Genomic DNA, 24,044 nt, shown 5'->3' with positions numbered 1-24,044 from the left:
GCCCCGCCCGCCAGCCCGGCGCGGGGCTCAGGAGCGGCGGTATGCCACCCAGCCGGCGGCGTTGAGGCGGTCGACCAGGGGGCCGGCCTCGTCGGGCGCGACGGCGAGCTCCATGACGCCGGCGGGCGCGTCGAGGCTGTGCTCGAACGGCGCGACGTCCTCGAGGTTGACCCCCCAGCCGCCGACCGTGGTCAGCAGCGCGGCCAGCTGCCCAGGCCGGTCGTCGAGCACGACGCCGACCCAGCCCCACGGCCGGGCCGCCTGCCCGCCCGCCTTGCTCGGCAGCTGCGCCCGGCCGGTCCGGCCGCGTTCCATGATGTCGGTCACGACCTTGGTGACGCTGGCCTCGGAGGCATGGTCGAGCGCGTCGGCGAGCGCGCCGAGCTCGGCGGCGAGGCGGCGCGCGTGCGCCGAGACCGGCCCGCGATTGCCCTCCAGGATCGACGACCACAGCGCCGGGTCGGACTCGGCGAGCCGGGTCGTGTCCCGGAATCCCTGCCCGGCCAGCGCCACCTCGCCGGGCGCCAGGTGCGGGGCGGCGGCGGCGAGCAGGCTCGCGACCACCTGCGGCAGGTGGGACAGCGCGGCCATCGCCTCGTCGTGGCGGTCCGGGGTGGCGCGCACCGGCAGCGCGCCGCAGGCCCGCGCGAGCGCCTCGGTGGCGGCGACAGCCGCGGCGTCCGTCTGCGAGATCGGGCAGAGCACCCAGGTCCGCTCGGCGAACAGGTCCGCCTGCGCGGAGGCGGCACCGCCGCGTTCCCGGCCGGCGATCGGGTGGGCCGGGCACCACGTCGTCAGGTCCACGCCGGCGACGACCGCCTCCGCGATCGGCCGGCTCTTGACGCTCGCGACATCGCTGGCGGTGACGGCGAGGCCCGCCCGCTGGACCGCGCGCAGTTCGGGGGCTATCGCGTGCGCCGGCACCGCGATGACGGCGTGGTCGACGTGCTCGCCCTGCCAGAGGGTGCCCGCGCCCATCGCCTCCGCGAGCTTGACCTGCTCGGGGTCGGTGTCGCGCAGCAGCACCTCGACGCCGACGCGGCGCAGCGCCAGCCCAATGCTCGCGCCGATCAGGCCGGACCCGACGATGCCGACGCGGCGCGGCAGCTCCGCCGGGGAGCCGCCGGCCGCATGCGGCCTCGCCGCCGCCGCGCGGCCGGCCGACGGATCGGCTGGCGCGGCATGGACAGCGGCCACAGCTACAGGCCGACGGCGCTGTGCAGCGCGCCGACCTCGAAGCGGGTGAGGTGGCGGGCACGGCCGGAGCGCAGGTTGCCGAGGTGGACGGCGCCGAACTCGGTGCGCAGCAGGCGCTGCACCGGATGGCCGACCTCGTCCATCAGCCGGCGCACGATCCGGTTGCGGCCCTCATGCAGCACCAGCTCGATGAGCACCCGGGAGCCGGCCTGGTCAATGACGCGGACGTTGTCGGCCCGCACCAGCCCGTCGGACAGCTGCACGCCCACGCGCAGCCAGCGCAGCGTCTCCTTGCGGACGGGGCCGTTGACCTCGACCTGGTAGGTCTTGGGCACGCCGAAGGACGGGTGGGTGAGCCGGTGCGCCAGCTCGCCGTTGTTGGTGACCAGAAGCAGGCCCTCGCTGTCGGCGTCGAGCCGGCCGACGTGGAACAGGCCAGGATGCGAGCCGAACTCGGTGAGCAGCTCGGCGATCGTCGCGCGGCCCTGGTCGTCGGCCATGGTCGACAGCACGCCGCGCGGCTTGTTCAGCGCCAGGTGGATCAGCCCGGTCCTGGTGACGACCCGCTCACCGTCGACCTCGATGACCGCCGTCTCCGGGTCGACGCGGCGGCCCTGCTCACGGACGACCTGCCCGTCGACGCGTACCCGGCCGGCGTCGATCAGCTCCTCGTTGTGCCGGCGCGAGCCGACGCCGGCCGCCGCCAGCACCTTCTGCAGCCGGATTCCCTCGGGCTTGTCCGTCTCGACCACCGTCGCCACCGCTTCCACCACGTCCCTCGCCGCGCCCGACGGCCTCATCGCCGACGGGTCCCCTTCCAGTTCATCACGGCCTCCCCCACCGATTGGCTAGGTGTCGGCCCAACCCACACCGGAACGTCCGGGTCTACGCCATTCGGCGGCCAATCCGGACCTCCCAGCAGACCTCCCAGATCGCTTACCTCCCAGATCGGCTCCGCCGATCCGGCAGGAACCCTGTCGCCGATCCGGGAGGAACCCGGGGGACCCCACGGACAGCCAGGCGCAGAAGTGAGGCGGGGGTCAGGGGGCGATGATGTCCTCGATGTCGTCGATGCCAGGCAGCAGCGGCGCGAGGGGCGGGAGCTCGTCCAGGGAACGCAGGCCCATCCGCTCCAGGAAGTAGTCGGTCGTGCGGTAGAGGATCGCGCCGGTCTCCGGGTCGGTGGTGGCCTCCTCGACCAGCCCGCGGGCGGTCAGTGTCCGGATCACGCCGTCGGCGGAGACGCCGCGGACCGCCGAGATCCGGCCGCGGCTTACCGGCTGCTGGTAGGCGACGACGGCCAGCGTCTCGAGCGCGGCCTGTGACAGCCGCGACATCTGCCCGGCGAGCACGAACTTCTCCACCCACGGCGCGCAGTCCTCCGCCGTGTAGAAGCGCCAGCCGCCGCCGACGTGGCGCAGGTCGAAGCCCCGGCCGTCGCGGCGGTACTCGGCGGCGAGCTCGGCGAGCACCCGCTCGACGTCCAGCGCCAGCGCCTCCAGCCCGGTCGCGAACTCGGCGACGCCGACCGGCTTCTCGGCGACCATCAGCACCGCCTCGACGAGCGTCCGCAGCGGCGGCCGGTCCGCGGTGTCCGCCGCGTCCGGGGCCTCCGTCCTGTCCGCCGCGTCCGTGGCGCCTGCCGCGTCCGTGGCGTCCGCCGCCGTGGCCACGTCCGCCGCCGCGCCAGGCTCGCGGCCCTGCCTGTCAGGGGCGGACGTGCCGGGAGCAGATGTGTCGGGAGCAGATGTGTCGGGGGCGGCGGTGTCCGCCGAGGCGGCACCGTCCGTCGAGTCGGCCATGGGGTCGGCCCGCGGCTCGGGGGGACGGTCGGGAATGACCCGCGGCCACGGGATGCCGCCCGCGGTCTCGCCGTCGCCGGTACCCGTGGTGTCACCGGTGGCCTCGGTCAACGCCCCTCCTCGTCGTGCACGCCGTCCTCGTCCTCGTCGAAGCTGCTGCGGGCGGCCAGCTCGGCGACCGGGACGAGGCCGCCGCCGATGTCGAGGTTGTCCGGCTGCTGCTCGGACCAGCGCACGACCAGCTCGCCGAGCGGCAGGTCCTGCTCGAAGGAGATCCGGCCCTCGCGGAACAGCTCCAGCAGCGCCAGGAACCGGGCGACGACCTCGATCGTCTCCAGGCAGCCGACGCACAGCGTGCGGAACGACGCGACACCAAGCTCCCGCAACCGCTGGATGACGACGAGCATGTGCTCGCGAACGCTCACCCGTGGGGCGTGCACGTGGTCGGTGGCGACCAGCGGCGGCAGCACCGGCTCCCGCAGCTTCGCGGCGAGCGCCGCCAGCTCCGACGGGCCGATGGTGATCTGCACCTCGGGCAGCGCGGCCGCGTAGCGCGGCTCCAGCAGCACCGCCCGCGGGGTGTGCCGGGCCTCCAGCGCCATCAGCGTCTGGAAGATCGCGGCGGCTTCCTTGTAGGCCTTGTACTGGAGCAGGCGGGCGAACAGCAGGTCACGCGCCTCGAGCAGCGCGAGGTCCTCGTCGTCGGTCTCGCTGCCCGACGACGGCAGCAGCCGGGCGGCCTTCAGGTCCAGCAGGGTCGCGGCGATCACCAGGAACTCGGTGGCCTGCCCGAGGTCGAACCGGTCGCCGAGCCGCCGGATGTGCGCCACGAACTCGTCGGTGACCTTGGCCAGCGCCACCTCGGTGACGTCCATCTTGTGCTTGGCGATCAGTGACAGCAGCAGGTCGAACGGCCCGGAGAAGTTCTCCAGCTCGACGACGAACACATCTGAGCGCCCGCTCCGCCCGGTCAGCACCCCGTCCAGCGGGCCGCTGTCCGCGTGATCGGGCCTCGCCTGCGGGCCCGGGATGTCGGGTGAGGGCGCATCGGCGGCCGGGCCGACCGCGGCCTCACCGGCCTCACCGCCCGGGTCGGTCGGGTCGGTCGGGTCGGTCGGGTCGGTCGGGTCGGTCGGGTCGGTCGGGTCGGGAACAGCATGCAGCCCGGCCGTCCCCGAGGGGAGGGAGGAGTGAGCCGGCGGCATGGCGCAACGTTACCGCCGATCACCGACGGCCCGCGGACATGCCGCCCACAGCGCCCGGCCGCGTGCCCAGGCCGGCGGCCTGCGGCAGCGTGGCGCCGGCACATGGCCACCTGAGCACCCCGTGCGAACACGTCCGGTCCAGCTACGGACAACCGCGTGCCGCTGGCCGACAGGCCGCCGCTGGTCTACAGGCTGATGCCGACGATGTCGCCGAGGCCGCGCAGCAGCGGTGGCACGAGCTGGCCGACGATCGAGGGAAGGCTCGGCAGCAGGATCGGAACGAGGAGGATCACCAGCAGCAGGATGATGCCGAGGTGGGTCTCGGTGAGTTTGTAGTTCGCGTTGCGCCAGCCGGGTGACTGCGGGCCGAGCAGGAACAGCAACCGGCCGCCGTCGGTCGGCGGGATCGGGATCAGGCTCAGAATGAACATGGCGGCAAAGGTGACGGCCATCGAGAGCAGCAGCTCCGCCGGGAAGCTGTCGATGCTGTCGTACTCGATGGTCCGGTCGCCGATGACCAGCGTGGCCGGCTCGGACAGGCCCGCGACCCCCGCCAACGCCCCGAAGGCGAGCAGCAGGTAGGCGAGCGGCCCGGCGAGGATCGCCGCGCTGACGTGGAACCGGCGCTTGCGCCAGACCTCGTTCATCCGGATCGGCTCGGTCCAGCCGTTGCCGGCGATGAGCATCGCGACCGCGCTGAAGGGGCCCACCCGGGTCGGGAGCGGTCTCGCCTTCAGCCGCCCGGACCGCAGCGGCGTCGGGTCGCGCACCAGCCTTGCGGCGAAGATCTGGGCGGTGTCGTGGGCGTAGACCCCGATGACCAGGGCAAGGAAAATCCCGAGCAGCGCCGCGGGCTCGGCCAGGTGGAACAGCACGAGAGGTCGTCCGCCTCCAGTTCGTCCGTCTCCGTCGTCCCTACAACGCCGAAGTAGGCGCCGATTCTCCCACTCCCGGGTCGCACTTCCCCCAGCGGGCGGCGACCAGGCGGGTGGCCGGGCACCCAAGCTACTGACCCGCGCAACGCCAGGGATGGCGACGGCGCCTCTGGCTCAGCACCAACCCAGCCACGTCCTCAGCCCGGCACCACCCCCGCCACCGCCAGCGGCCAGCAGCCAGGAGCACCGCCAGACCCAGGCGACCCGCAACCACAGCGAGGTGACGGCGCCTCAAGCGCACCACCAACCCAGCCACGTCCTCAGCCTGGCACCACCCCCGCCACCGCCAGCGGCCAGCAGCCAGGAGCACCGCCAGACCCAGGCAACACGCAACCACAGCGAGGTGACGGCGCCTCAAGCGCAGCACCAACCCAGCCACGTCCTCGACCCAGCACCACAGCAACCACGGCCATACGCATGTAGCCGTCACCACGCAGGGAGGACGCTCAGCGTCCGACAGGCAGGGCGCGCGTCCAGCGCCGCACGCCGCTCAGCGTCCGACAGGCGGGCGGCGCGTCCAGCGCCCGCCGCCCTAGCCGACAACCGGCGGCGTCACCCGGCGGGAGATGAGCTCGCGGGCGAGACGGCGGTAGCCGGCCGCGCCGACGGAGGTCGGAGCGTAGGTGGTGATCGGCTCGCCGGCGACGGTCGTCTCCGGGAAACGGACCGTCCGGTTGATCACCGTGTGGAACACCTCGTCCGGGAAGCGCTCGACGACCCGGGCGAGCACCTCGCGGGCGTGCAGGGTGCGGGCGTCGTACATGGTCGCGAGGATCCCGGCCAGGTCGAGGCGGGAGTTGAGCCGGTCCCTGATCTTGTCGATGGTCTGCAGCAGCAGCGCGACACCACGCAGCGCGAAGTACTCGCACTCCAATGGGATGATCACGGCGTCGGCGGCCGTAAGCGCGTTCACCGTCAGCAGGCCGAGCGACGGTTGGCAGTCGACCAAAATGACGTCGTATTCGTCGAGGACCGGCCTCAGGGTGCGCGTCAGGCTGTGCTCGCGGCCGACCTCGCTGACGAGCAGCACCTCGCCGGCCGACAGGTCGATGTTGCTGGGCAGCAGGTCGAGGTTCTCGACCTGGGTCTCGATGATGACGTCGTTGATGTCCGTGTCACCACCGCCGAGCAGCAGGTCGTGCACGGTCAGCTCGAACTGGTTGGGGTTGATGCCCAGGCCGACCGACAGCGCGCCCTGCGGGTCGAAGTCGACGAGCAGCACCCGGCGGCCGTACTCGGCGAGCGCGGCGCCCAGGTTGATGGTGCTCGTGGTCTTGCCGACCCCGCCCTTCTGGTTGCACATGGCGAGCACCCAGGCGGGACCGTGCGACGTCAGCGGCTCGGGCACCGGGAACAGCGGCATCGGCCGTCCCGTCGGACCCCGCTGGCCGACCTTGTCGTCGTCGTGGGCCAGCTCGAGGCGGCCTTCCTCGGGGATCCGCGGCTTCTCGATGGTGACCTCACCGAAGGGCACCCGGGAAGCACCGCCCACCGAGGGCGCGTCGGAGAATCCAGCCACGAATGAACCTGCCATTTCCGCGAGGGGCGGCACGGCCGGTGGCACAGCACCAGCCGCTGGTCCAGCAGCAGACCTTGGCCGCGACTGGAGCGTACCGACAAGACGGGCCGTAAGCGGCTATGGGTGGCCCCATCACGGCGTGTCGCGTGCATCCGCCAAATCCGCTTACCACCTGTCCCGGCCGGCCTCGCGCGCACCCCCCGTCATGTCCGGGCCTGAGCTCGAGCCCGCGGCGCCGGCCCCACGCGGCCCCACGCGCCGGGGACGACGGACGACGTCCCGCTATGGGTTGACGGTGTAGTCCGGGATGCTGATCAGGTGCGGGTCGCGGGCGACCGCCTCAAGCTCCTCGGCTCGGCCGTGCTCCGCGAAGTGTTCCAGGCCGACCTGGACGAACAGGGCGCGAGCCCGGACCGCGACCGGCCCGTCGGTGGCGCCCAGGCGCCCCTCGGCGCTCGCGTACAGCTTGCGCCCGGCGACGCCGTCGGCCCGGGAGCGCAGGTGCAGCGTCGAGCCCACCGGCACCGGCCGCCGGAAGTCGGTCTCCAGCCGGGCGGTGACGCAGCTCATCCGCGTCAGATGGCCGAGCATGCCGAGGATCTCGTCGAGCGCCGACGCCAGCAGCCCGCCGTGCGCGAGACCTGGGGCGCCCTGATGGTGCTCGGTGACCTCCAGCGTCGCCGCGAGCTCGACGCCCTCGCCGGCGACGATCGCCAGATGCAGCCCGTGCTCCTCGGCGGCCCCGCACCCGAAGCAGTGCGCGTAGTGGGCGGGCACCGCGGTACCCGGCGCCGGCGCGTCCGGATGGCGCACCGGCGCCGTCGCGTCGGCCGGGAGATCGGTTCGAGACGCCGTCACGAGCCGGACGATATCCGGCCCGCCACCGTCACCAGTCCGTTCGCGACCCAGCTCTCACTTCGCCCGCCCTCGCCGATCCCGCGCCAGCGCGCGCGCCCGGAGGGCCCGGGCCGGCGGGCCGGTCAGCCCTCCAGGCGGCGCTTGGCGGCCCGCAGCTTGCGGCGCACCGGGATCTGGGTGATGACGCCGAGCAGCAGCCCGACGACCAGCCCGGCGGCGGCGGCGATGCTGAGCGCGCCGGCCACCGACATGTACTTGCGGGTGCCGAACAGCCAGATGGTCACCCGCTGGTCGTTCTGGGCGACGAACAGCACGACGAGGATCGCGAGGACGAGCACGATGACGGTCGCCGCGTAGACCACCCAGCTGACCCCGCCGCCGCGCTGGCGCCTCCCCGGCAGCCGTGACCTGGCCCCCCGTGGCTGCGTCGGCGGCACGGGGGCGCCCGGTGCCCCGGGACCTCGCGGCGCCGTGGGAGCCGCCGGGGCCGACGGGGGTGGAATCGCTGCGCCGCCCGTCGACCCGGGAGGCGCGTAGTTAAAACTGCCGGTCGGCTGCCCTGGCGTGGTCATCGGCGTCTCTCTCCCCTGTGGCACCGCAAGCTCACGCAAGTGTAGATCCATCGCGCCCCATTCCGGCAGCTCAGACCAAGTCTGGGACGCGGGCCGAGCCCGTGTAGGCGGAGGTGAGCGGGGTGCGAGGGCCCGGAGCGCGCCGACGGCTGGGCCTGGGCTCAAGGGGTCGGTGTCCGGGCCCAGCGGCCGGGTCCGGGGCCCGGGGTGCGGCGGCCGGGCCCCGGGCCTTCGGAGGTCGGTCGCGGTCCGTCCTACTCCGGAAGGACGGACGGCTCGCCACCGCTGACGAAGGCGGCCCGGGGGTGCTGCACGGCGGCCAGCGAGAGGGTGTCGCGGCCGAACAGCGCGGCGGTCAGCCAGATGGCGAAGACCCGGGCCTTGCGCTCCCAGCTCGGCACGGCCAGCATGTGGTAGCCGCGGTGCATGAGCCACGCCGGCAGCCCCGTGATGACGATGCGCCGATACTGGAAGATGCCGTGGCCGAGGCCCAGGGTCGCGACGGCGCCCAGGCTGTGGTGCACGTACTTCTTCGGCTCCCGGCCCCGCAGGGTGGCGACGAGGTTGTGGGCCAGCAGCTTTCCCTGGCGGTAGGCGTTCTGGGCGTTGGGCACGGTGCGCGCGCCCGGGACAGCCGACGCGAGGTCGGGCACGGCGGCGTCGTCACCGGCCGCCCAGGCGTCGGGCACGGGGTCGCTCTCGGTGCCGATCCGCAGGTCCGGCCGGACGACGACCAGGCCGCGCTCGTCGACCGGGAGATCGGTGTGCCTGCCGATGACCGGGTTCCCGCCGTTGCCCACCGTCCAGATGATCAGCTCCGAGTCGAACTCCACGCCGGTGGAGAGCACCACGTGCCCGTCGACGGCGGACGTCACCTGGGTCTTCAGGTGGACGTGCGCGCCCCGCTGCTCCAGCGAGCGCACCACCCAGCGTCCCGGCCGGTCGGTGACCTCGGGCAGGATGCGGCCGGAGGCCTCGACCAGGTGGAACCCCAGCTCGTCACGGCGCAGCTCCGGGTAGCGCTTGAACAGCGCTGTCGCCAGCGACAACAGCTCGCCGAACCCCTCCACCCCGGAGAAACCACCGCCGACGAAGGTGACCGTGAGCAGCTTGCGCCGCCGCGGCCCGGGCGGGAGCGCGGCGGCCCGGTCGAACGCGGTGAGCAGCTGGTCCCGGATGGCGACGGCCTCCTCGACGTGCTTGAGGCCGATCGCCTGCTCGGCGATACCGGGCACGGGGATCTTCCGCGTGACCGCGCCGGCGGTGACGACGATCAGGTCGTAGGTGACCTCGAACGTGTCCCCGTCGGCGGGCTGGACGGTGACGACGCGGTGCTCGTGGTCGATGGCCGTCACCGTGCCGGCGACAACCCGAGTGCGGCGCAGGTGGCGGCGCAGCGACACCGCGGCGTGCCGCGCCTCGACCGAGCCGGCCACGACCTCGGGCAGGAACGGCTGGTAGGTCATGTACGGGCGAGGGTCGACGAGGGTGACCTCGGCCTCGCCGGAACGGAGCTTCCGCTCCAGTTTCCAGGCGGCGTAGAAGCCGGCGTAGCCGCCGCCGACGATCAGGATCCTGCGCATGACGCCCTCTGTTCTGTCGCCCTGCCTGCCAGGAGGCGCAACCCCGGCAGAGTATGACAACTACGGCGCGCGCGATGCCCGGATCGGATCAGATCGGGGCGGCCAGGCCGGGTTGAGGCGGGTCGCCGGGTCAGCGCGACCGCAGCCAGTCGCGGTAGTGCGTGGCGGCGATGTGGGCACCCTCCGAGGTGGTGAGCACGTCGCCCTTGACCGCGGCGAACATGCCCGCCGTGTCGTCGGTGACGACCTGGTGGCTGTCGCCGGTCGCGGCCAGGGTGATGCGGCCCAGCTCGTCGAGCGGGAAGACATCTGGCCCGCCGACCTCGCGCGTGCCGCGCAGCGCGGCGCCGGCCGCGACCCCGGCGACGGCGTCGGCGACCTCGGCGGCGGCGATGGGCTGGATCGGCGTGGCCGGCAGGCGCACGACGTCGCCGTCGGTGGTCCAGGTCAGCACCGCCGGGACGAACTCCATGAACTGGGTGGCGCGCACGATCGAGTACGGGACTGGCCCGGCCTTGACCAGGTCCTCCTGCAGGGTCTTGGCGCGGTAGTAGACCAGGTCGGGCACCTGGTCGGCACCGACGATCGACAGCGCGACGACATGGCTGGCGCCGGCCCGCTCCGCGGCGGCCAGCAGGTTGGTGACCGACGTGCGGAAGAAGTCCACCGAGGCCTCGTCGAAGGTCGGGGAGTTGGTCAGGTCCACGACGACCTGGGCGCCGCGCACCGCCTCGTCGAGCCCCGCCCCGGTGAGCAGGTCGACGCCGGTGGCACGCGAGTGCGCGCCGACCTCGTGGCCCGCCGCCGCGAGCTTCCGCGCGACCTGGGATCCGATGAGGCCCGTGCCGATGACCGCGATCTTCATGGTGCCAGCCTTCCTTAACTCGGATTCATCATGTCCGAGTTTGAGCATACCCAGATACATGTTGTCCGAGTCAAGCTGTCGTCGATACGCTGAATCCGTGAGGTTGTCCGGTGGGGTCGAGGCGGCACTGCATTGCTGCGTGGTGCTGACCGCGGCGACCGAGCCGGTCCCCGCGGCGCGCCTGGCGGAGCTGCACGGCGTCTCGGCGACATACCTGGCCAAGCACCTGCAGGCGCTGTCCCGCGCGGAGCTGGTGCACTCGGTGCAGGGCAAGTCCGGCGGGTACGTGCTGACCCGCCCGCCGGAGGAGATCACGGCGCTTGACGTGGTCGAGGCCGTCGAGGGGCCGCAGCCGACGTTCGTGTGCACGGAGATCCGGCAGCGGGGCCCGATGGCCGCCCCACCGGAGGCGTGCACCGCGCCGTGCGCCATCACCCGCACGATGATCGCCGCCGACCGAGCCTGGCGCGCGGCACTCCGCGAAGTGTCGATCGCCGACCTCGGCCGCTCCGTCGCCCAGGACTACGAGTCCGACGCACTCGGCGAGATCGCCAACTGGCTAGCGGGGTCTGTTGCACCGGCGGGAGTACGAACGCAATCTCCCATCGCCGCGCCCGGGAACCGGGGACATTAATTCAACAGAGCGGAGCCGACCTGCAAATCCACCGCCAGTCACGAAGAACGCACCGCGGGCGCGGCAGCGCTTCAGCCGCGCCACAGCGCGATGGCCAGCGCCGCCATTGATAACAGCGGGACGATCGAGCGCGACCGGTCACCGAAAGAGAATCGTTGGCCACAGGCGGGCTCCAGGCTGATCGCTGATTCCTCACCGCTATGTCCGGGACTGCGCCCTTCGCCATCATCCCTACGTGGTGGTTCTGGACCACCACGGATGCGGTATCTGGGCGTGCGGCCTTCGGCACTGGCCGGGGCGGCAACCACCGAGAAAATGACCTTGGTCGCGACATCCGGTCCCGCGGCAGCCAGACAACGAACTCAACCACCAGAACAACCTGGCTGCCTACCTCATCGTCCAGGAGACGCTCACCACGCCACCAAGCACGCCCCCGGCGCGCCCCCGGCGTGCCCGTCGCCGTCATACTGCACTGGACCAGCGGTCACCTCAACCTCAAGATCCGCAACGCACCCACGCCCCAGCCCAGTCACGCCCGCCGTGTCGGGACCGGACACGGGCTGATCGGCCTGCGCGAACGCTCACGCGCCGCGGGCGGCCGGCTCGAGGCCGGCCCGACCGACGACAGCGGTTACCGTGTCACCGCCGAGCTCCGGACCAAGCCGGACCGCCCCACAGAGAAGCCCAGGCCATGACCGCCTCAATCAGGATCGTGCTCGCCGACGACCAGGAACTACTGCGCGCCACCTTCCGGCTGCTGCTCGACGCGGTGCCCGAGATGGAGGTGGTCGGCGAGGCCGGCACCGGCGTCGAGGCCATCGCCGTGGCGCGAGCGACGATGCCCGACGTCGTCCTCATGGACATCCGCATGCCCGACCTCGACGGTGTCGCCGCCACCGCCCAGATCACCTCGGACCAAGCCCTCGCCGGCACGCACGTCCTCGTCCTGACGACCTTCGAGACCGACGAGCTCATCCTCGCCGCCCTGCGCGCCGGCGCCAGCGGCTACCTCGGCAAAGGCGTCGCCCCAGCGGCACTCCTGAACGCCATCCGGACCGTCGCCACCGGCGAATCGCTCCTATCCCCCACCGCGACTACGACCCTGATCAAGCAATTCCTCACCCGCCCGACGGCGCACCCCCACGCGGCACTCCCCGCGATGAGCGAGCTCACGACCCGCGAACGCGAGATCACCATCCTGGTCGCCCGCGGCCTGTCCAACGACGAGATCGCCGACCAGCTCTACATCAGCCCCGCCACCGCCAAGACCCACGTCAACCGGGCCATGACCAAGGTCCACGCCCGCGACCGCGCCCAACTCGTCGTCTTCGCCTACGAACACGGCCTCATGACCCCCGGAGAACAGGCGCCCCAGTAACCCAGTAACGCGGTGGGCAGCTGACCGGTCAGCCCATCGGATCAGCGACCGACGTGTTCGCCTGGGGCAGGCTCGTCGCCTACGCCGGGACCGGACGGCACCCGTTCGGCGGCGACGCCGACCTCGAGCTCGTGCACCGGATCCGTATTCCGATCATGACGACTCTCGGTCTTCCGTGACCCTGATGATCGTCTTGCCGGGGGTGCGCCGGTCGGGGGCGAACGCGGAGGGCGCTTCCCGGAGTGTCCGCACGGCCCCGATGATCGGCTTGAGGCGTCCGTCCCGGAGTCGCTGGGCGAGGTCCGCGAGCCGGGCGCGATCGGGTTCGACGACGAAACCGAAGCCACCGACCTCTACCGGAAACGTTGCCACGATCGCCCGGGACTGAGCCCCGTCTGTGTCCCGGCCTCGGGCACGATGGCCTCATGACTGCCTACTGGATCAGTGTGTACAAGGAGATCGTCGACGAGAGCAAGGTCGCGGCGTACGCCGAGCTGGCCGGTCCGGCCCTGCGCGCCGCCGGCGGCACCTTCATAGCCCGTGGCATTCCTGAGCTGACCTACGAGGCTGGGGAGAAGACCCGCACCGTGCTCATCACATTCGATTCGGTCGAGGCCGCCCGGGCCGCGCATGACAGCGCCGCCTACCAGGAGGCCCTCGCCGCCCTCGACGGCGGCGCCGTTCGTGACCTGCGCGTCGTGCCCGGCCTGTAGCGAGCGAGCAGCCTGCGCCGCGCGCGACCGGGGCACCGCGGGCGGTCCGGACGGTCGCGGCGTGGGGCGTTTCCCGGCCTCCGGCGATGCCACGAGACGACGCATGCCAGCGCGGGTATCCGTCGCCGCGAGTCACGCCGCCGCGCGGCCTCGGGTTTCCCCGGGGCCGCGGGCAGGTCCTTCGTCAGAGGCCGAGCAGGTCCTTTACGGACTGCCAGACGTAGCCATGGCCCGGCATGTCGATGAAGGGAATGACCTCGGCGTATGCCATCCCGGTGACGGCCTGGCCGTTGATCGTGCCGGCCACGGTCGCGGTGCCCTCCCAGTAGTTGCCCTGAGGAATGAGGCTGCTCCAGACCTCCTGGTTCACCAGCTGTGGCGTGACAGAGAGCGTCCCGCCAGGAATGTTGACCGTCGAGGCCACCGGATAAGTGATTCCGGTGTTCGGACTCTTCCACGTGGCCGTCGTCGTGCGGCTGAGCTGCGCTGCCGGCAGATTGGTGGTCGTGCCGTCCGCGTTGACTCGGGTGCCTATCGTCTCGACGTAGTTGCCGTTCGCGTCCCGGATGAAGTAGAGCATGTACTGGGTGTTGTTCGACAGCTGCAGGCTGTACCACTCCCAGCCACCCTGGCCTGGCGTCCAGTTACCCCACTGGTGGTCCAGCCAGGCGGTGCCGGTCACCAGCACCGGCATGCCGTGGTCGAACAGCGTCCCGTTGACCTTCAGGTTCGTCTCGGAGTAGTAGCCCGAGGTTCCGAACGGCCCGTAGCCGATGGTGCCGGCGTTGCCGTGCAGCGCGGCCGGGGTGGACTGGCTCGCGGTCATCGTACCGAAGACGTAGCTTGCGTCGGAGAAGCCGCCGGAGAAATGGTTGACGCGGTTCTTGCCATCGATGTGAATGGTGCCCGCGTTGACGCTGAAGCCGCCGCCGGCCGGAACCGAGTCCGGGCCGATGCTGTAGAGGCTCTTGGTGGAGGTGTAGGTGCCCCGGGTGAGGTCCGCGATCGCGAAGTTCCCGTTGTAGATGGTCGCCACCGGCGCGGTGGAGAGCCCGTCGACGCGGTTGATCAGGGTCTCGAAGCCGTACGAATGGGTCTTTCCGAGGAGGTCCTTCCCGCTGAGGTGGCCGGTGATGTACCACCATTCCATTCCGGCACTGACGTGCGGCGACTCGTCACCCGGCAGCGACACCCCGCCAGCCGCGTGCGCGGTCCCGCCGGTGAGCATCAGCATCAGGCTCGTCAGGGCGCCCAATAAGAGCGTGGCCAGTTTTCGGAACCGGGTTCTCCTCGCGGGTGTACGCCTGGACGTTGACATGGTTTTGCCCCTCTCACAGTGCGTTCGGCGGTGGCGCGCGGCGGGTACCGCGCGCCCGTCGGCGGACCATGGGGTCCGCCGATGCTCGAAGGGGATATCCGCGGCCACGCGTCAACGCCAGCGGGCAGCGGCAGGCGTCTCGGGCGGCCCCGCCGCCGGGGCGACGATCAGGGCGACCGAGACCGCGCTGGTCTGTTTGCGCACGGGACATCCAAGGGTGCCACCGGGCGGAAGGGGCTAAATGTCTAGAGATATTGATCTGACGATGGGACGATAGAAGTAACCCAGCGTCATGTCAACGACGGGTTTCGGAGATGCCGCAGCGGGCCGTTGACCTGCGCCGGAGACGCCCCGATGCGGCCGTGTTGCAGCGTTCATGCACGAACGGCCCGCCAAGAAGACCTCGGCAGTCCTGGTGCGCGGGCGGCGTGACCGGGTGGTGGTCCACGAGAAACCGCGCCCGGCAAGCCGTCGTAGCCACCGCCGGCGGCGCCGGTGCCGGGCCGACGATGATCGGGGAGACGCGCGTCGGCGACGGCACCGCCCAGAGGACATCGGGCCGCCGGACGCGACCGCACGGCGCCGCGCTGGTCCTCGGCAGTGACGGCGGCGCGGCCAGCCCAGCGCGTATACCTTGAAATCTTTCTCACGGTCCGTCCGCATCGCGGACGCGACGCGGCGGTACCTCAGTACCCCGGCATTCGTGTCCCGCCCGACGTCGGGACGCCCGCTTCCGGCTGGCCAGCCCCAGTCGCGGTCGGACTGTACGAACGGACCCTCGCTGATCAGAATCGTGCCCCGCGTGTCGACCACCCACACGCTAGCCTCGCGAGACCGCCTGGCCGGCGCTTACCAGGTGGCGGGGCGGGTGAAGCAGGCGATCAACCTGCACGAACGGAATTTGGCTGACCGGGAACGCGTCCTGGGCCGCGACCACCCGCACCCCCTCGCCTAGACGATCTGTCTGAGACGCAAGGTTCTGCTCGGCTGGCTGTCCAGGACGGCCGGGACTACTCAAGGGAGATGATGATGTCGATGAATCCAACCGTCGCAGTTGTGGGTCCGGGGGCGATCGGCACGGTCATGGCGGCGGCGCTGCATGAGATCGGCCATACACCGAGGATTTATGGCCGCACAGCGCGTGAACGCCTCGAGCTGCACGTAGAAGAAGGTCGCGTCGTCGTGCCGGGGCCTGTGCAGATCGACACGGCACAGGCTGAGGGAGCGGTCAACCTTGTTTTCCTTGCCGTCAAGTCGACGCAGGTTGAGGCGGCAGCACCATGGTTGACGGAATTGTGCGGTGCAGACACCGTTGTCTGTGTTCTGCAGAACGGCGTCGAGCAAGGATCGATTATCGCGTCTTACCTCTCCGGCGCACGGGTCGTCCCCTCGGTCGTGTGGTTCCCCGCCCAAGCGCAGCCCGACGGTACGGTGTGGTTGCGCGGCGAAGCGCGCCTCACCCTGCCGGACACGCCGGCGTCTCGTGTGGTGCTCGAGGCTCTGCGCGGCACTCGGTGCTCGGTCGACCTGGCCACGGACTTTAAGTCTGTGGCGTGGCGCAAGCTGCTGCAGAACGCGGTCGCCGGATTGATGGTCCTCACGGGCCGCCGCGCCGGCATATTTGCCAGGGCCGATATTGCCGAGCTGTCTCTGGCCTATCTACGGGAGTGCCTAGAGGTTGCCCGAGCCGAGGGCGCGGTATTGAGCGACGAGGTGCCGCAAGAGATCGTTGACAGCTTCCAGGCTTACCCGGCCGACATGGGCACCTCCATCCTCGCCGACCGCGAAGCCAACCGGCCGCTCGAATGGAACACCCGCAACGGTGTCGTGCTGCGTCGCGGACGGGCCCGCGGCATCCCGACGCCGATCAGCGACCTGGTGGTGCCACTCCTCGCGGCCGCCAGCGATGGACCCGGCTGACTCCTGGCGTCACGCGCCGGCTCACTGTTGCGCCTGGATCGGCGCGGTTTAAACGCTCCAGAACAACGGCTCGCAAACGGTCGATTCCGGTACGGACATCGCCAGGGCCGTCGCACGGCTCGAGCGAGGCAACCGACCACGTGCGATCTGCGATCCCAGCGGGGTCTATTCCTCACGGCGCATGGCGGATCTGGGCGGCCCCGCGGAGGTGAAGGCTGTGCCCGGTGGGTCGACCGCCCACGGCGCGGGCTCACCCCAGGACTCGCTGTACACCAGTTCCGGCATCGGTCGGCGGCGTACCGGTCCCTGATGGCCGACCGGTCGGCCGAGAGTGATGGTGCCCGCGATGAACGTGTTGTCGGGAACGTCCAGCAACGCCCGTAGCTCCGCGTCGACGGCGAAGTTGAAGCCCGTGAACACGCCGCCGTAGCCCAAGGCCCGCGCCGCGAGCAACAGGTTCTGGCAGCCCGGGTACACGGACGCACCCTCGCTGGGCGTCGGGTCGCGGTAGCGGACGAGGCACGGCAGGATCAGCACGGGCACCCGTTCGAAGGTGTCCACAAACTCCTGCATCGTCCGGGCCATCCGAGCCTTGGGCGAGTCGGCCACCGCTCCCGAGCCCTGCTCGTACTGGTCCGCGCTCCGCTTGCCACCCCAGATCCGGCGGGCGCCGCCAGCAATGATCTTCTTGGCTTCTTGTGCTTTCGGACCGCTGGTCAGCACGAGGAATCGGAACGGCTGGCGATTGGATCCGCTCGGCGCCCGCGTGGCGGCGAACAGGATCGCCCGCAACGCCTCCTCCGGCACTGGCTCGTCGCCGTAGCGCCGGATGGCCCGGGTGGTGGTCAGCCCCTCCAGCAGGCCCACGGTGTCCGGTGGAAGAGGCACCGCGGACAGGTCGTATGCCGCGTCGGATTGATCAGGACACATCGATTCCGGTCAACCTTTCGCGTTGGGGGACATCTGCCTGCACTCCGTTGTACAGCTGACCAGGGCCCCGCGGCCGCCTCGTGGGTGCCATGCCCGCCAGAGACGGCGTGGCGGCCAGCGCAACGAGCGCGAGATCCACCAAGCGGCCGTCCGCGCACTCGCCTCATCCGCGATCCGGCGGCGCCTTGCGGGCGCGTCCGGCCGGCTGGCCGGCTGGCCGGCTGGCCGGACGCGCCCGGCCGGCACTAGTTCTCGATCGGCGTGACGCCGACGGGCAGATAGTCGGTGGGCTGCCCCTTGTCGTCGAGGGTGGTGGTCAGCCAGCCACGGACGCAGACCGCCGGCTCACTCGGGATGGCCTTGCCGTTGCACCGGAACCGCAGGCCGCCCGCGCCCGGCAGGTCCTGCTCCGGCATCGCCCGGATCGCGGCGACGATGGACTCGGCCGTGACGTCACCGGAGATCTTCGCGGTCGCCAGCTGGAAGGCGGCGACCTGCGTGAACATCGACAGCCCGGCGACCCTGCCGGTGTCGATGCCCTTGCCGCCGTATGCGGCCACGACGGCCTTGTAAAGGCGTGTCGAGGGGCTGTCCACGCCGACGGGCGCGACCCCCGGAACGACCAGTCCCTTCAGGAAGCTGCTGGGCACCGCCGTCCGGGTCTTGTCCGACATGCAGTTCGGGTGCGGGACCACGACGCCGGTGAACCCGACGGCCCGCAGTCCGTTGAAGGCGCTGATGCAGAACGCGTCGTTGCCCACGACCTGCACGACCCCGGGATCGCCGCGAGAGATCAGGCTCTGGATCTGCGGTGTCATGTCGGCGGTGCCCGGGGGAATCGGCACGACCTCCAGCTGGAGGCCGGCCGACTTGAACATCGCCGGCGCGACATCGTTCCAAACGCCCATCGCGGCGGGGACGTCGATCGTGATGGCGGTGACCTTCTTCGCCCCCTTGTCCTTGGCCTGCTGGATCACCGCCTTGACCGGGTAGGAGAAGTCGGTGAGGAAGAACGTCGTGTCGGCGTTCTTCAGCATGTCTCCGGCCCCATAGCTGAGGAACGTCGGCATATGCGCCTGTTGCAGCGGCTGCCAGATGCTCTCCACGACCGAGGAGGTGCCGACGAGGACGGCGGTCACGTTGTCCTCGACCATCCGGTTCGCGCAGTCCGTGCCGTTGGCCGGGTCGGCGAGGGCCTTGCACGTCACCAGCTCGATCGGGTGGCCGGCGATACCGCCCTTGTGGTCGTTCAGGTAGCCGACGGTGGCCTTGGCGACGGCGGTCTCGATGGACAGGTCCGAGACGGGGCCCTTGTCATCCGAGATCAGCCCGATCCGCACCGGCGTGCCCTTCGCCGGGTTGGACGGCCCCAGCAGCCCGCCCGCGCTTGGCGCTCCCGACGAGGAGGCGCCCGCGTTACCGCCGCTACCGCCACCGCAGGCGGCCAGGACGGCGACCAGGCCGGCGGCTAAGGCCGCCGCGCCCCAGCGCGTGGCCGCAGGCCGCCGCCATCGCCATACGCGGTCAGCCCGGTCGGGCGAGATCTCTGTCCTGAGCATGCCTGGTCCATCCATTTCGGTCAGGTAAGGAAAAGGGCGGTGAAATCGGCCCGTTCCTCGGCGGTGCCAGGGAACGGGCCGAGGTTCGGTGCAGGTCGGCGCGGATCGGTGGATCAGTGCGGACTGGTGGATCAGTGCGGACTGGTGGCGTCGGTGCGGACTGGTGGCGTCGGTGCCCAGTGTCAGCCGAAGGTCAGTTCCCGGGCGTTGTCGACCATGATCCGACGCTGGGCTTCGGGCGCGAACCCGGCCAGTGCGGCCAGGAAGTCCTTCGGCGCGCCGAGTCCTTCGGCGTGCGGCCAGTCCGAGCCGAACAGGATCCGCTCGACCGGCAGGTGCACGGCCAGTTCCTCGACGTTGTCCTCGACGAACGGCGCGACCCAGCAGTGCTCGATGAACTGGTCGACCGGCGAGTCCTGGAACATGCCCGGGTTCTGGGCGGCCAGCAGTTCGAGGCCATGCAGCAGCGGCCCGACCCAGGTTCCGCCGTTCTCGATATAGGCCACGCGAACGCCCGGGAACCGGTCGAACAGGCCGTGGGCCACAAGGGCGGCCGCGAAGTCCTGGACGAGCCGGTGCTTCATCAGCATGTTCACGAACGGCTCGCTCAGCGTGATCGCGTTCGTGTCGCCCTGGCGCTGGGCGGCACCGTAGCCCCAGGCGCGCGCGACCGCCGCCTCGACCTCGCGGTAGCCGTCATCGAAGCCGGCGTGCGGCGCCACCACGACGCCGGCGTCCTGGACGCGCGCCCAGAACCGGTCGAACATCGGGTCGGCTGGCGATCGGGTGCCGTCCGGGGTGAACGCCGGCCCGTTGCGGATGCTCACGACCCGAGCGCCGCGGTCCAGGCACCAGTCCAGCTCCGCGACCGCGCCGTCGACGTCCGACAGCGATAGGTACGGGACCCCGAAGATCCGGTTCTGGTAGGCGAACCCCCAGTCCTCCTCGAGCCAGCGGTTGAAGGCCCGCAGCACCTCCAGCGACGCCTCGATGTCGGGCTGCATCGGCCCCTCGAGGCAGACGGCGTGCGACGGGAACATCCATGCCGCCTGCACGCCCTGCACGTCCATGCACGCCAGCCGCGCGTCCCGGTTGAACCACTCGGGATGCTCGGCGGGCACCTCGCAGGCCAGCTCCGCGCCGACCGAGCCCTTGTCGGAACGGCCGCTGAAGTAGTCGTACAGGGCACCGGGCCGCGGCCGCGGGTGCGCGTCCCCCGGCCCTGGCAGAATCGGATGCGGCCGGTCGCCGACGAAGTACCGGAGAGCGCCGTCTACCTCGACGACCCGCAGGCCCCGATCGGCGAACGCGGGGTCGCGATGCCGGGTGAACGCGTCGCTCGACTCCCAGTAGTGGTTGTCCGCGTCGAACACGGTCTCTAGTGGGCCAAAGGGTGTGCGAAAATGATCTTCCTTCGCACACCCGGCGGCCGTTGTCCCCAGGATCACTAACGGAGAGGCATCGTTGTCTGCCATCACGTCTCGTTCCTGCGCTCAGTCCGTGCCGTGGCGAAGAAGCCGGCCTGGAGTCGCCTTCGTGCACTCGCCGTCGATGAAGGTGGTCTTCCCGTTGACGATAATCCGGTCGTAGCCTTTGGCCTTCTGAACGAGGCGCCATTCACCGGCCGGGTAGTCCCAGAGGCGCTCGGCGGGCAGGCTGTCGACCGTCTCCGGGTCGTACACGATCACGTCCGCCGGCACCCCCTCGGCGAGGAAGCCTCGGCCCTTCAGGCCCGCGGCCGCCGCCGGGTAGGCGGACAGCCGCCAGTGCGCCTGCTCCAGCGTCATGATCTCGTGCTCGCGGACCCACAGCCCGAGCAGCTCGCTCGGGTACCGCGCGGTCGTCACGAACTTGGTGTGGGCGCCGCCGTCGCTGACACCGGGCAGCGCGACCGGGCAGTTCGCGATCTCGCGCATCGACTCCGGCGGGGTCTCCAGCAGCGGCGTGGCGAATCCGACGCGCAGCTCGCCCGCGACGGCCACGTCGAGCATCGCGTCGATCGGGTGCTTGCCCTCACGCGCGGCGATCTCGCCGACTGTGTAGCCCTCGTAGGTCTCCTTGAGCTCCCTGGCCCGGGCGACATCGCTGGAGATCCAGTGGACCTTGATCTGGTCGAGCGGGTAGCCGGCGCCGAACAGGCCGCCGCGCTGCTCGTGGATCTCCTTCATCGCCGCGCGCCGCGCGGGGTCGGCGAGCTTCACCCGCTTCTCGGCGACCGTGCCGAGCAGAGCCTCCTTCCAACACGGAATCGCGTCGGCGAGGTTGTACTCCTCGAATGTGAACTCGGAGGCGAAGTTGGTGGTGAGGGCCTGGGCGAAGACGCGGACGCCCTCGCCCTCGTTCAGCTCGACCAGACGGGCGAGCGCCTCCTGGTGCGACAGCTGCTGGCCGCCGTGCTGGTTGAGCGCGCCGTCGGCGAGCAGGGCGTTCCAGATGATCGGCCGGCCGCTCTCGCGCGCCATGAAGGCCGCCGTCTCCAGCGGGGCGGTCACCTGGGCCACGCCCCGGCCCAGCGAGCCCAGCGCCTGGCAGAACGCCCGCAGGTCGCGCTCGCTCATCAGGTCGGTCACCATGGGCGTGCCGTCGTAGTCAAGCTGGACGTTGCCGACGTCACCGAGGATCTGCGCGGACAGCCCGCAGGCGCCGGCCTCCATCGCCTGCACGAGCAGTTCACACATGCGTCGCAGCTCGTCGTCGGTCACCGCCCGGCTCTTGGCCTCGTCAAGACCCACCACATAGCCGTACAGCGGCGAGAGCGGTACGAACGACATGACGTTGACGCCCTTGGGCGCCCGGCCGACGCTGTCGAGGAACTCCGGGAAGGTCTCCCAGTCCCACGGCATGCCGACCCTCATCGTCTCCATCGGCACGGCCTCGTTGCGGGACAGGCTCAGCATGGCCCGCTCGCGGTCGGTGGGCTTGCAGGGCGCGAAGCCGAAGCCGCAGTTGCCGATCACCACGCTGGTGACGCCGTGCCAGCCGGACATCGTGCACCACGGGTCCCAGAACAGCTGGCTGTCGTAGTGCGTGTGCAGGTCGACGAAGCCGGGCGCGACAACCTTGCCGGACGCGTCGACCACCTCGGCGCCGTCGCTCGCGCTGATCCTGCCGATCTGGACGATCCGGCCGCCGGCGATGGCTACGTCGGCCTTGTAACGAGGGGTCTGTAAGCCGTCGATGACCGTTCCACCTTTGATCACCAGGTCGTAGGGCGGCATCCAACCATCACGCGCCTTCCAAGCTCGACATCGACCTCAATGTTGAGCTTCATAGTGACCTGGAGCACTATGGCGGTCAACCCGGCGTGGGTCGAGCCAAGACGGCCGCTGCTCAAGGAGGCGGTGGCAGACGCCCGCCCGCTGCGGCCGGACTGACGAGCAAAATCCACCTGGCCTGCGACGGGCAGGGCCGGCCGCTGTCCGTCGTGCTGACGGCGGGCAAGGTGAACGACTCGCCCCAGTTCGAGCAGGCCATGGCCGGGATCAGCATCCGTCGCGACAGGCCGGGACGACCCTGAACCCGACTCGATCATGTCCTGGCTGACAAGGCGTACAGCTCCCGCGCGATCCGCAAGCCCCGTGTCGGTGCGGCCGGTGGTGCTCAGTCACCCTGCGCGGGCACAGATGTCTCGGCCAGGGCTCGGCGCGACAGCTTGCCCGCGGCGCCGCGGGGCAGGGACTCGACGAAAGCCCAGCGTCGGGGCACCTTGAACCCGGCGAGCCGAGCCCGCAGATAGCCGGTCAACTCTTCCTCGCTCGGCGGGCTGCTCTCGTCGGCGGGCACGACCCAGGCGGCGACCTCCTCCCCGAGGCGTCGGTCGGGCACGCCCGCGACGGCCGCGTCCGCGACCGCGGGATGGCTGCGCAGCAGGGTCTCGACCTCCAGCGGGCGGACGTTCTCACCGCCGCGGTTGATCGTGTCCCCGGTCCGGCCTGCGAGGTAGACGTAGCCACCGGGCTCGATGCGCGCCAGGTCGCCGGTGCGCAGCCAGCCGTCCCTGCCAGGGGCGAACACGTGGTCGCCACGCGCGCACAGCTCGCCGACGCCGTCCGCGCCGGCGCCCTCGACACGCAGCGCGACGCCGGGAGCGGCCCGGCCCACGGACGAGAGCAGCTCTGGGCGGCCGGTGATGGCGGCATGGTGGTCGTCGGCCGTCAGCACGCACAGGGGCGAGCCCTCGGTCTGGCCGAACAGATTGGCCAGCCGTACACCGGGCAGAGCCGCGAGTGCCGCGCGGAGCGTGTCGGGATGGATCGGGGCCGCTCCGTACTGCACCCAACGCAGCGCGGGCAGGGCCAGCGCGTCGGCGGCCAGGAGCATCTCGATCATGGTGGGGACGAGCAGTGCGTGGGTCACGCCCAGCGGTGTGAGCGCCCGCCAGGCGTCGATGGAGAAGGCCAGAAACGAGACCACGGTCGCGCCCGCGGCCACCGCCACGGCAAGGTTGCCCAGCCCGGCGATGTGGTGGAACCCGGCCGCCGTGACGAACACGTCCCCAGGACCGAGCTGCACGACGGACTGGTAGGCCCGGACGCGGGCGGCGAGTGCTCGCTGCCGGTAGGCGATGGCTTTAGGCGCGCCGGTCGTGCCTGAGGTGTGCAGAACCATGGCCACGTCGTCGGCCTCCGGGGCGGGCAGTCGCGGGCCGCCGACCGGCAACGGGTCCGGCAGCACCACAAGCTGGCTGCCGGTGGCCCACGCGACCTCGGCGGCTAGCGGCGCGAAGCAGGCCTCGGCAAGCAGCACCCCACCGCCCAGGCCTCGGGCCATGGCGGCGAGCTCCGCGACAGTCAGCCGAGAGCCGAGCGGCGCGATCGGCCGTCCGATCGCCGCGCCGGCGATGACGAGCGCCAGCGCGGGGCCGGTGTCCGCGACCAGGGCGGGAACCGGCCGGCCCCGCGGAAGCGCCAGGCCGGTCAGCCAGGCGCCGACGCCGCCCACCCGGTCCGCGAGGTCCCCGCGACTCCACCGGTTGGCGGTACCGACAACCGCCTCCTGGGCTCCCGACACGGCTCCAGCGACCAGCGCCGACCAGGTTCCCTCGCGCACGTCCACC

22 protein-coding genes and 1 pseudogene are annotated in these 24,044 nt (G+C 71.2%); 7 read left to right on the top strand and 16 right to left on the bottom strand.

The features are described 5' to 3' along the window. Positions 1-27: 27 nt before the first annotated feature. From BCD48_RS34190 to BCD48_RS34145, 10 genes are all read right to left on the bottom strand, one after another. Complete coding sequence (locus BCD48_RS34190) at positions 28-1,197, bottom strand: prephenate dehydrogenase (protein ID WP_083419624.1); 1,170 nt, start codon at positions 1,195-1,197, stop codon at positions 28-30. Positions 1,198-1,199: 2 nt separating this feature from the next. Beyond that, positions 1,200-1,958, bottom strand: coding sequence for a pseudouridine synthase (locus BCD48_RS34185; protein ID WP_241842217.1), 759 nt, complete (start codon positions 1,956-1,958; stop codon positions 1,200-1,202). A 279-nt stretch (positions 1,959-2,237) separates the two neighbouring features. Then, on the bottom strand, positions 2,238-2,999 hold the full coding sequence (gene scpB, locus BCD48_RS56040; protein ID WP_083419627.1) for an SMC-Scp complex subunit ScpB: 762 nt from the start codon (positions 2,997-2,999) through the stop codon (positions 2,238-2,240). A gap of 107 nt (positions 3,000-3,106) precedes the next feature. Beyond that, positions 3,107-4,204 (bottom strand): segregation and condensation protein A, encoded by a 1,098-nt coding sequence (locus tag BCD48_RS34175; RefSeq protein ID WP_241842216.1) that lies wholly within the window; start codon positions 4,202-4,204, stop codon positions 3,107-3,109. Positions 4,205-4,389: 185 nt separating this feature from the next. Further along, a complete protein-coding gene (locus BCD48_RS34170; RefSeq protein WP_071052522.1) occupies positions 4,390-5,079 on the bottom strand; it encodes a M50 family metallopeptidase in 690 nt (229 codons plus the stop codon). Between the two features lie 592 nt (positions 5,080-5,671). Then, complete coding sequence (locus BCD48_RS34165; protein ID WP_071052521.1) at positions 5,672-6,658, bottom strand: ParA family protein; 987 nt, start codon at positions 6,656-6,658, stop codon at positions 5,672-5,674. Positions 6,659-6,940: 282 nt separating this feature from the next. Continuing rightward, on the bottom strand, positions 6,941-7,516 hold the full coding sequence (locus BCD48_RS34160; RefSeq protein ID WP_071052520.1) for a PaaI family thioesterase: 576 nt from the start codon (positions 7,514-7,516) through the stop codon (positions 6,941-6,943). 122 nt (positions 7,517-7,638) lie between these two features. After that, positions 7,639-7,878: a lipopolysaccharide assembly protein LapA domain-containing protein gene (locus BCD48_RS56035; RefSeq protein ID WP_312624475.1), complete on the bottom strand. Its 240-nt coding sequence runs from the start codon at positions 7,876-7,878 to the stop codon at positions 7,639-7,641. Between the two features lie 464 nt (positions 7,879-8,342). Further along, the gene (locus BCD48_RS34150; protein WP_071052518.1) at positions 8,343-9,671 is read right to left on the bottom strand and encodes an NAD(P)/FAD-dependent oxidoreductase; all 1,329 of its coding nucleotides are present in this window, start codon (positions 9,669-9,671) and stop codon (positions 8,343-8,345) included. Positions 9,672-9,801: 130 nt separating this feature from the next. After that, positions 9,802-10,536, bottom strand: a complete 735-nt coding sequence (locus BCD48_RS34145; RefSeq protein WP_071052517.1) for an SDR family oxidoreductase — start codon at positions 10,534-10,536, stop codon at positions 9,802-9,804. Positions 10,537-10,633: 97 nt separating this feature from the next. Between BCD48_RS34145 and BCD48_RS34140 the strand changes: the two genes are divergently transcribed. From BCD48_RS34140 to BCD48_RS34120, 4 genes are all read left to right on the top strand, one after another. Continuing rightward, positions 10,634-11,170, top strand: coding sequence for an RrF2 family transcriptional regulator (locus BCD48_RS34140; RefSeq protein WP_241842215.1), 537 nt, complete (start codon positions 10,634-10,636; stop codon positions 11,168-11,170). A gap of 691 nt (positions 11,171-11,861) precedes the next feature. Next, the gene (locus tag BCD48_RS34130; protein ID WP_071052515.1) at positions 11,862-12,548 is read left to right on the top strand and encodes a response regulator transcription factor; all 687 of its coding nucleotides are present in this window, start codon (positions 11,862-11,864) and stop codon (positions 12,546-12,548) included. Between the two features lie 53 nt (positions 12,549-12,601). Continuing rightward, the gene (locus tag BCD48_RS55145) at positions 12,602-12,727 is read left to right on the top strand and encodes a hypothetical protein (protein ID WP_274536613.1); all 126 of its coding nucleotides are present in this window, start codon (positions 12,602-12,604) and stop codon (positions 12,725-12,727) included. Between the two features lie 246 nt (positions 12,728-12,973). Further along, positions 12,974-13,261, top strand: a complete 288-nt coding sequence (locus tag BCD48_RS34120; RefSeq protein ID WP_071052513.1) for a DUF1330 domain-containing protein — start codon at positions 12,974-12,976, stop codon at positions 13,259-13,261. Between the two features lie 184 nt (positions 13,262-13,445). Here BCD48_RS34120 and BCD48_RS34115 read toward each other — a convergent pair whose 3' ends face one another. After that, a complete protein-coding gene (locus BCD48_RS34115; RefSeq protein WP_312624483.1) occupies positions 13,446-14,495 on the bottom strand; it encodes a lipocalin-like domain-containing protein in 1,050 nt (349 codons plus the stop codon). An 886-nt stretch (positions 14,496-15,381) separates the two neighbouring features. On the opposite strand from BCD48_RS34115, the gene BCD48_RS52625 reads away from it, so the two are divergent. Then, entirely contained in the window at positions 15,382-15,534 is a 153-nt protein-coding gene (locus BCD48_RS52625) for a tetratricopeptide repeat protein (RefSeq protein WP_198543505.1), read from the top strand. 80 nt (positions 15,535-15,614) lie between these two features. Continuing rightward, the gene (locus tag BCD48_RS34110; protein WP_241842214.1) at positions 15,615-16,499 is read left to right on the top strand and encodes an oxidoreductase; all 885 of its coding nucleotides are present in this window, start codon (positions 15,615-15,617) and stop codon (positions 16,497-16,499) included. A gap of 165 nt (positions 16,500-16,664) precedes the next feature. On the opposite strand, the gene BCD48_RS34105 is transcribed toward BCD48_RS34110, so the two are convergent. The 4 genes from BCD48_RS34105 to BCD48_RS34090 all read right to left on the bottom strand — a co-directional run bounded on the left by BCD48_RS34105 (position 16,665) and on the right by BCD48_RS34090 (position 22,206). Then, positions 16,665-17,387 (bottom strand): nitroreductase family protein, encoded by a 723-nt coding sequence (locus tag BCD48_RS34105; protein ID WP_241842213.1) that lies wholly within the window; start codon positions 17,385-17,387, stop codon positions 16,665-16,667. 287 nt (positions 17,388-17,674) lie between these two features. Continuing rightward, the gene (locus BCD48_RS34100) at positions 17,675-18,988 is read right to left on the bottom strand and encodes an ABC transporter substrate-binding protein (RefSeq protein ID WP_071052509.1); all 1,314 of its coding nucleotides are present in this window, start codon (positions 18,986-18,988) and stop codon (positions 17,675-17,677) included. A 182-nt stretch (positions 18,989-19,170) separates the two neighbouring features. Further along, the gene (locus BCD48_RS34095) at positions 19,171-20,463 is read right to left on the bottom strand and encodes an amidohydrolase family protein (protein ID WP_241842212.1); all 1,293 of its coding nucleotides are present in this window, start codon (positions 20,461-20,463) and stop codon (positions 19,171-19,173) included. An 18-nt stretch (positions 20,464-20,481) separates the two neighbouring features. Continuing rightward, a complete protein-coding gene (locus BCD48_RS34090) occupies positions 20,482-22,206 on the bottom strand; it encodes an N-acyl-D-amino-acid deacylase family protein (protein ID WP_071052507.1) in 1,725 nt (574 codons plus the stop codon). Positions 22,207-22,355: 149 nt separating this feature from the next. Here BCD48_RS34090 and BCD48_RS49980 point away from each other — a divergent pair. Continuing rightward, positions 22,356-22,502, top strand: a pseudogene (locus BCD48_RS49980) (transposase); the annotation flags it as partial. An 86-nt stretch (positions 22,503-22,588) separates the two neighbouring features. Here BCD48_RS49980 and BCD48_RS34085 read toward each other — a convergent pair. Further along, positions 22,589-24,037 carry a class I adenylate-forming enzyme family protein gene (locus tag BCD48_RS34085; protein WP_198543504.1) on the bottom strand — a complete coding sequence of 483 codons (1,449 nt, stop codon included), beginning with the start codon at positions 24,035-24,037 and terminating at the stop codon, positions 22,589-22,591. Positions 24,038-24,044 lie beyond the last annotated feature (7 nt).

The organism is Pseudofrankia coriaricola, from assembly GCF_001854805.1.
Taxonomy (GTDB): Bacteria; Actinomycetota; Actinomycetes; order Frankiales; family Frankiaceae; genus Pseudofrankia.
The sequence above is the reverse complement of the archived record's forward strand: the minus strand, read 5'-3'. Positions and strand labels throughout refer to the sequence as shown.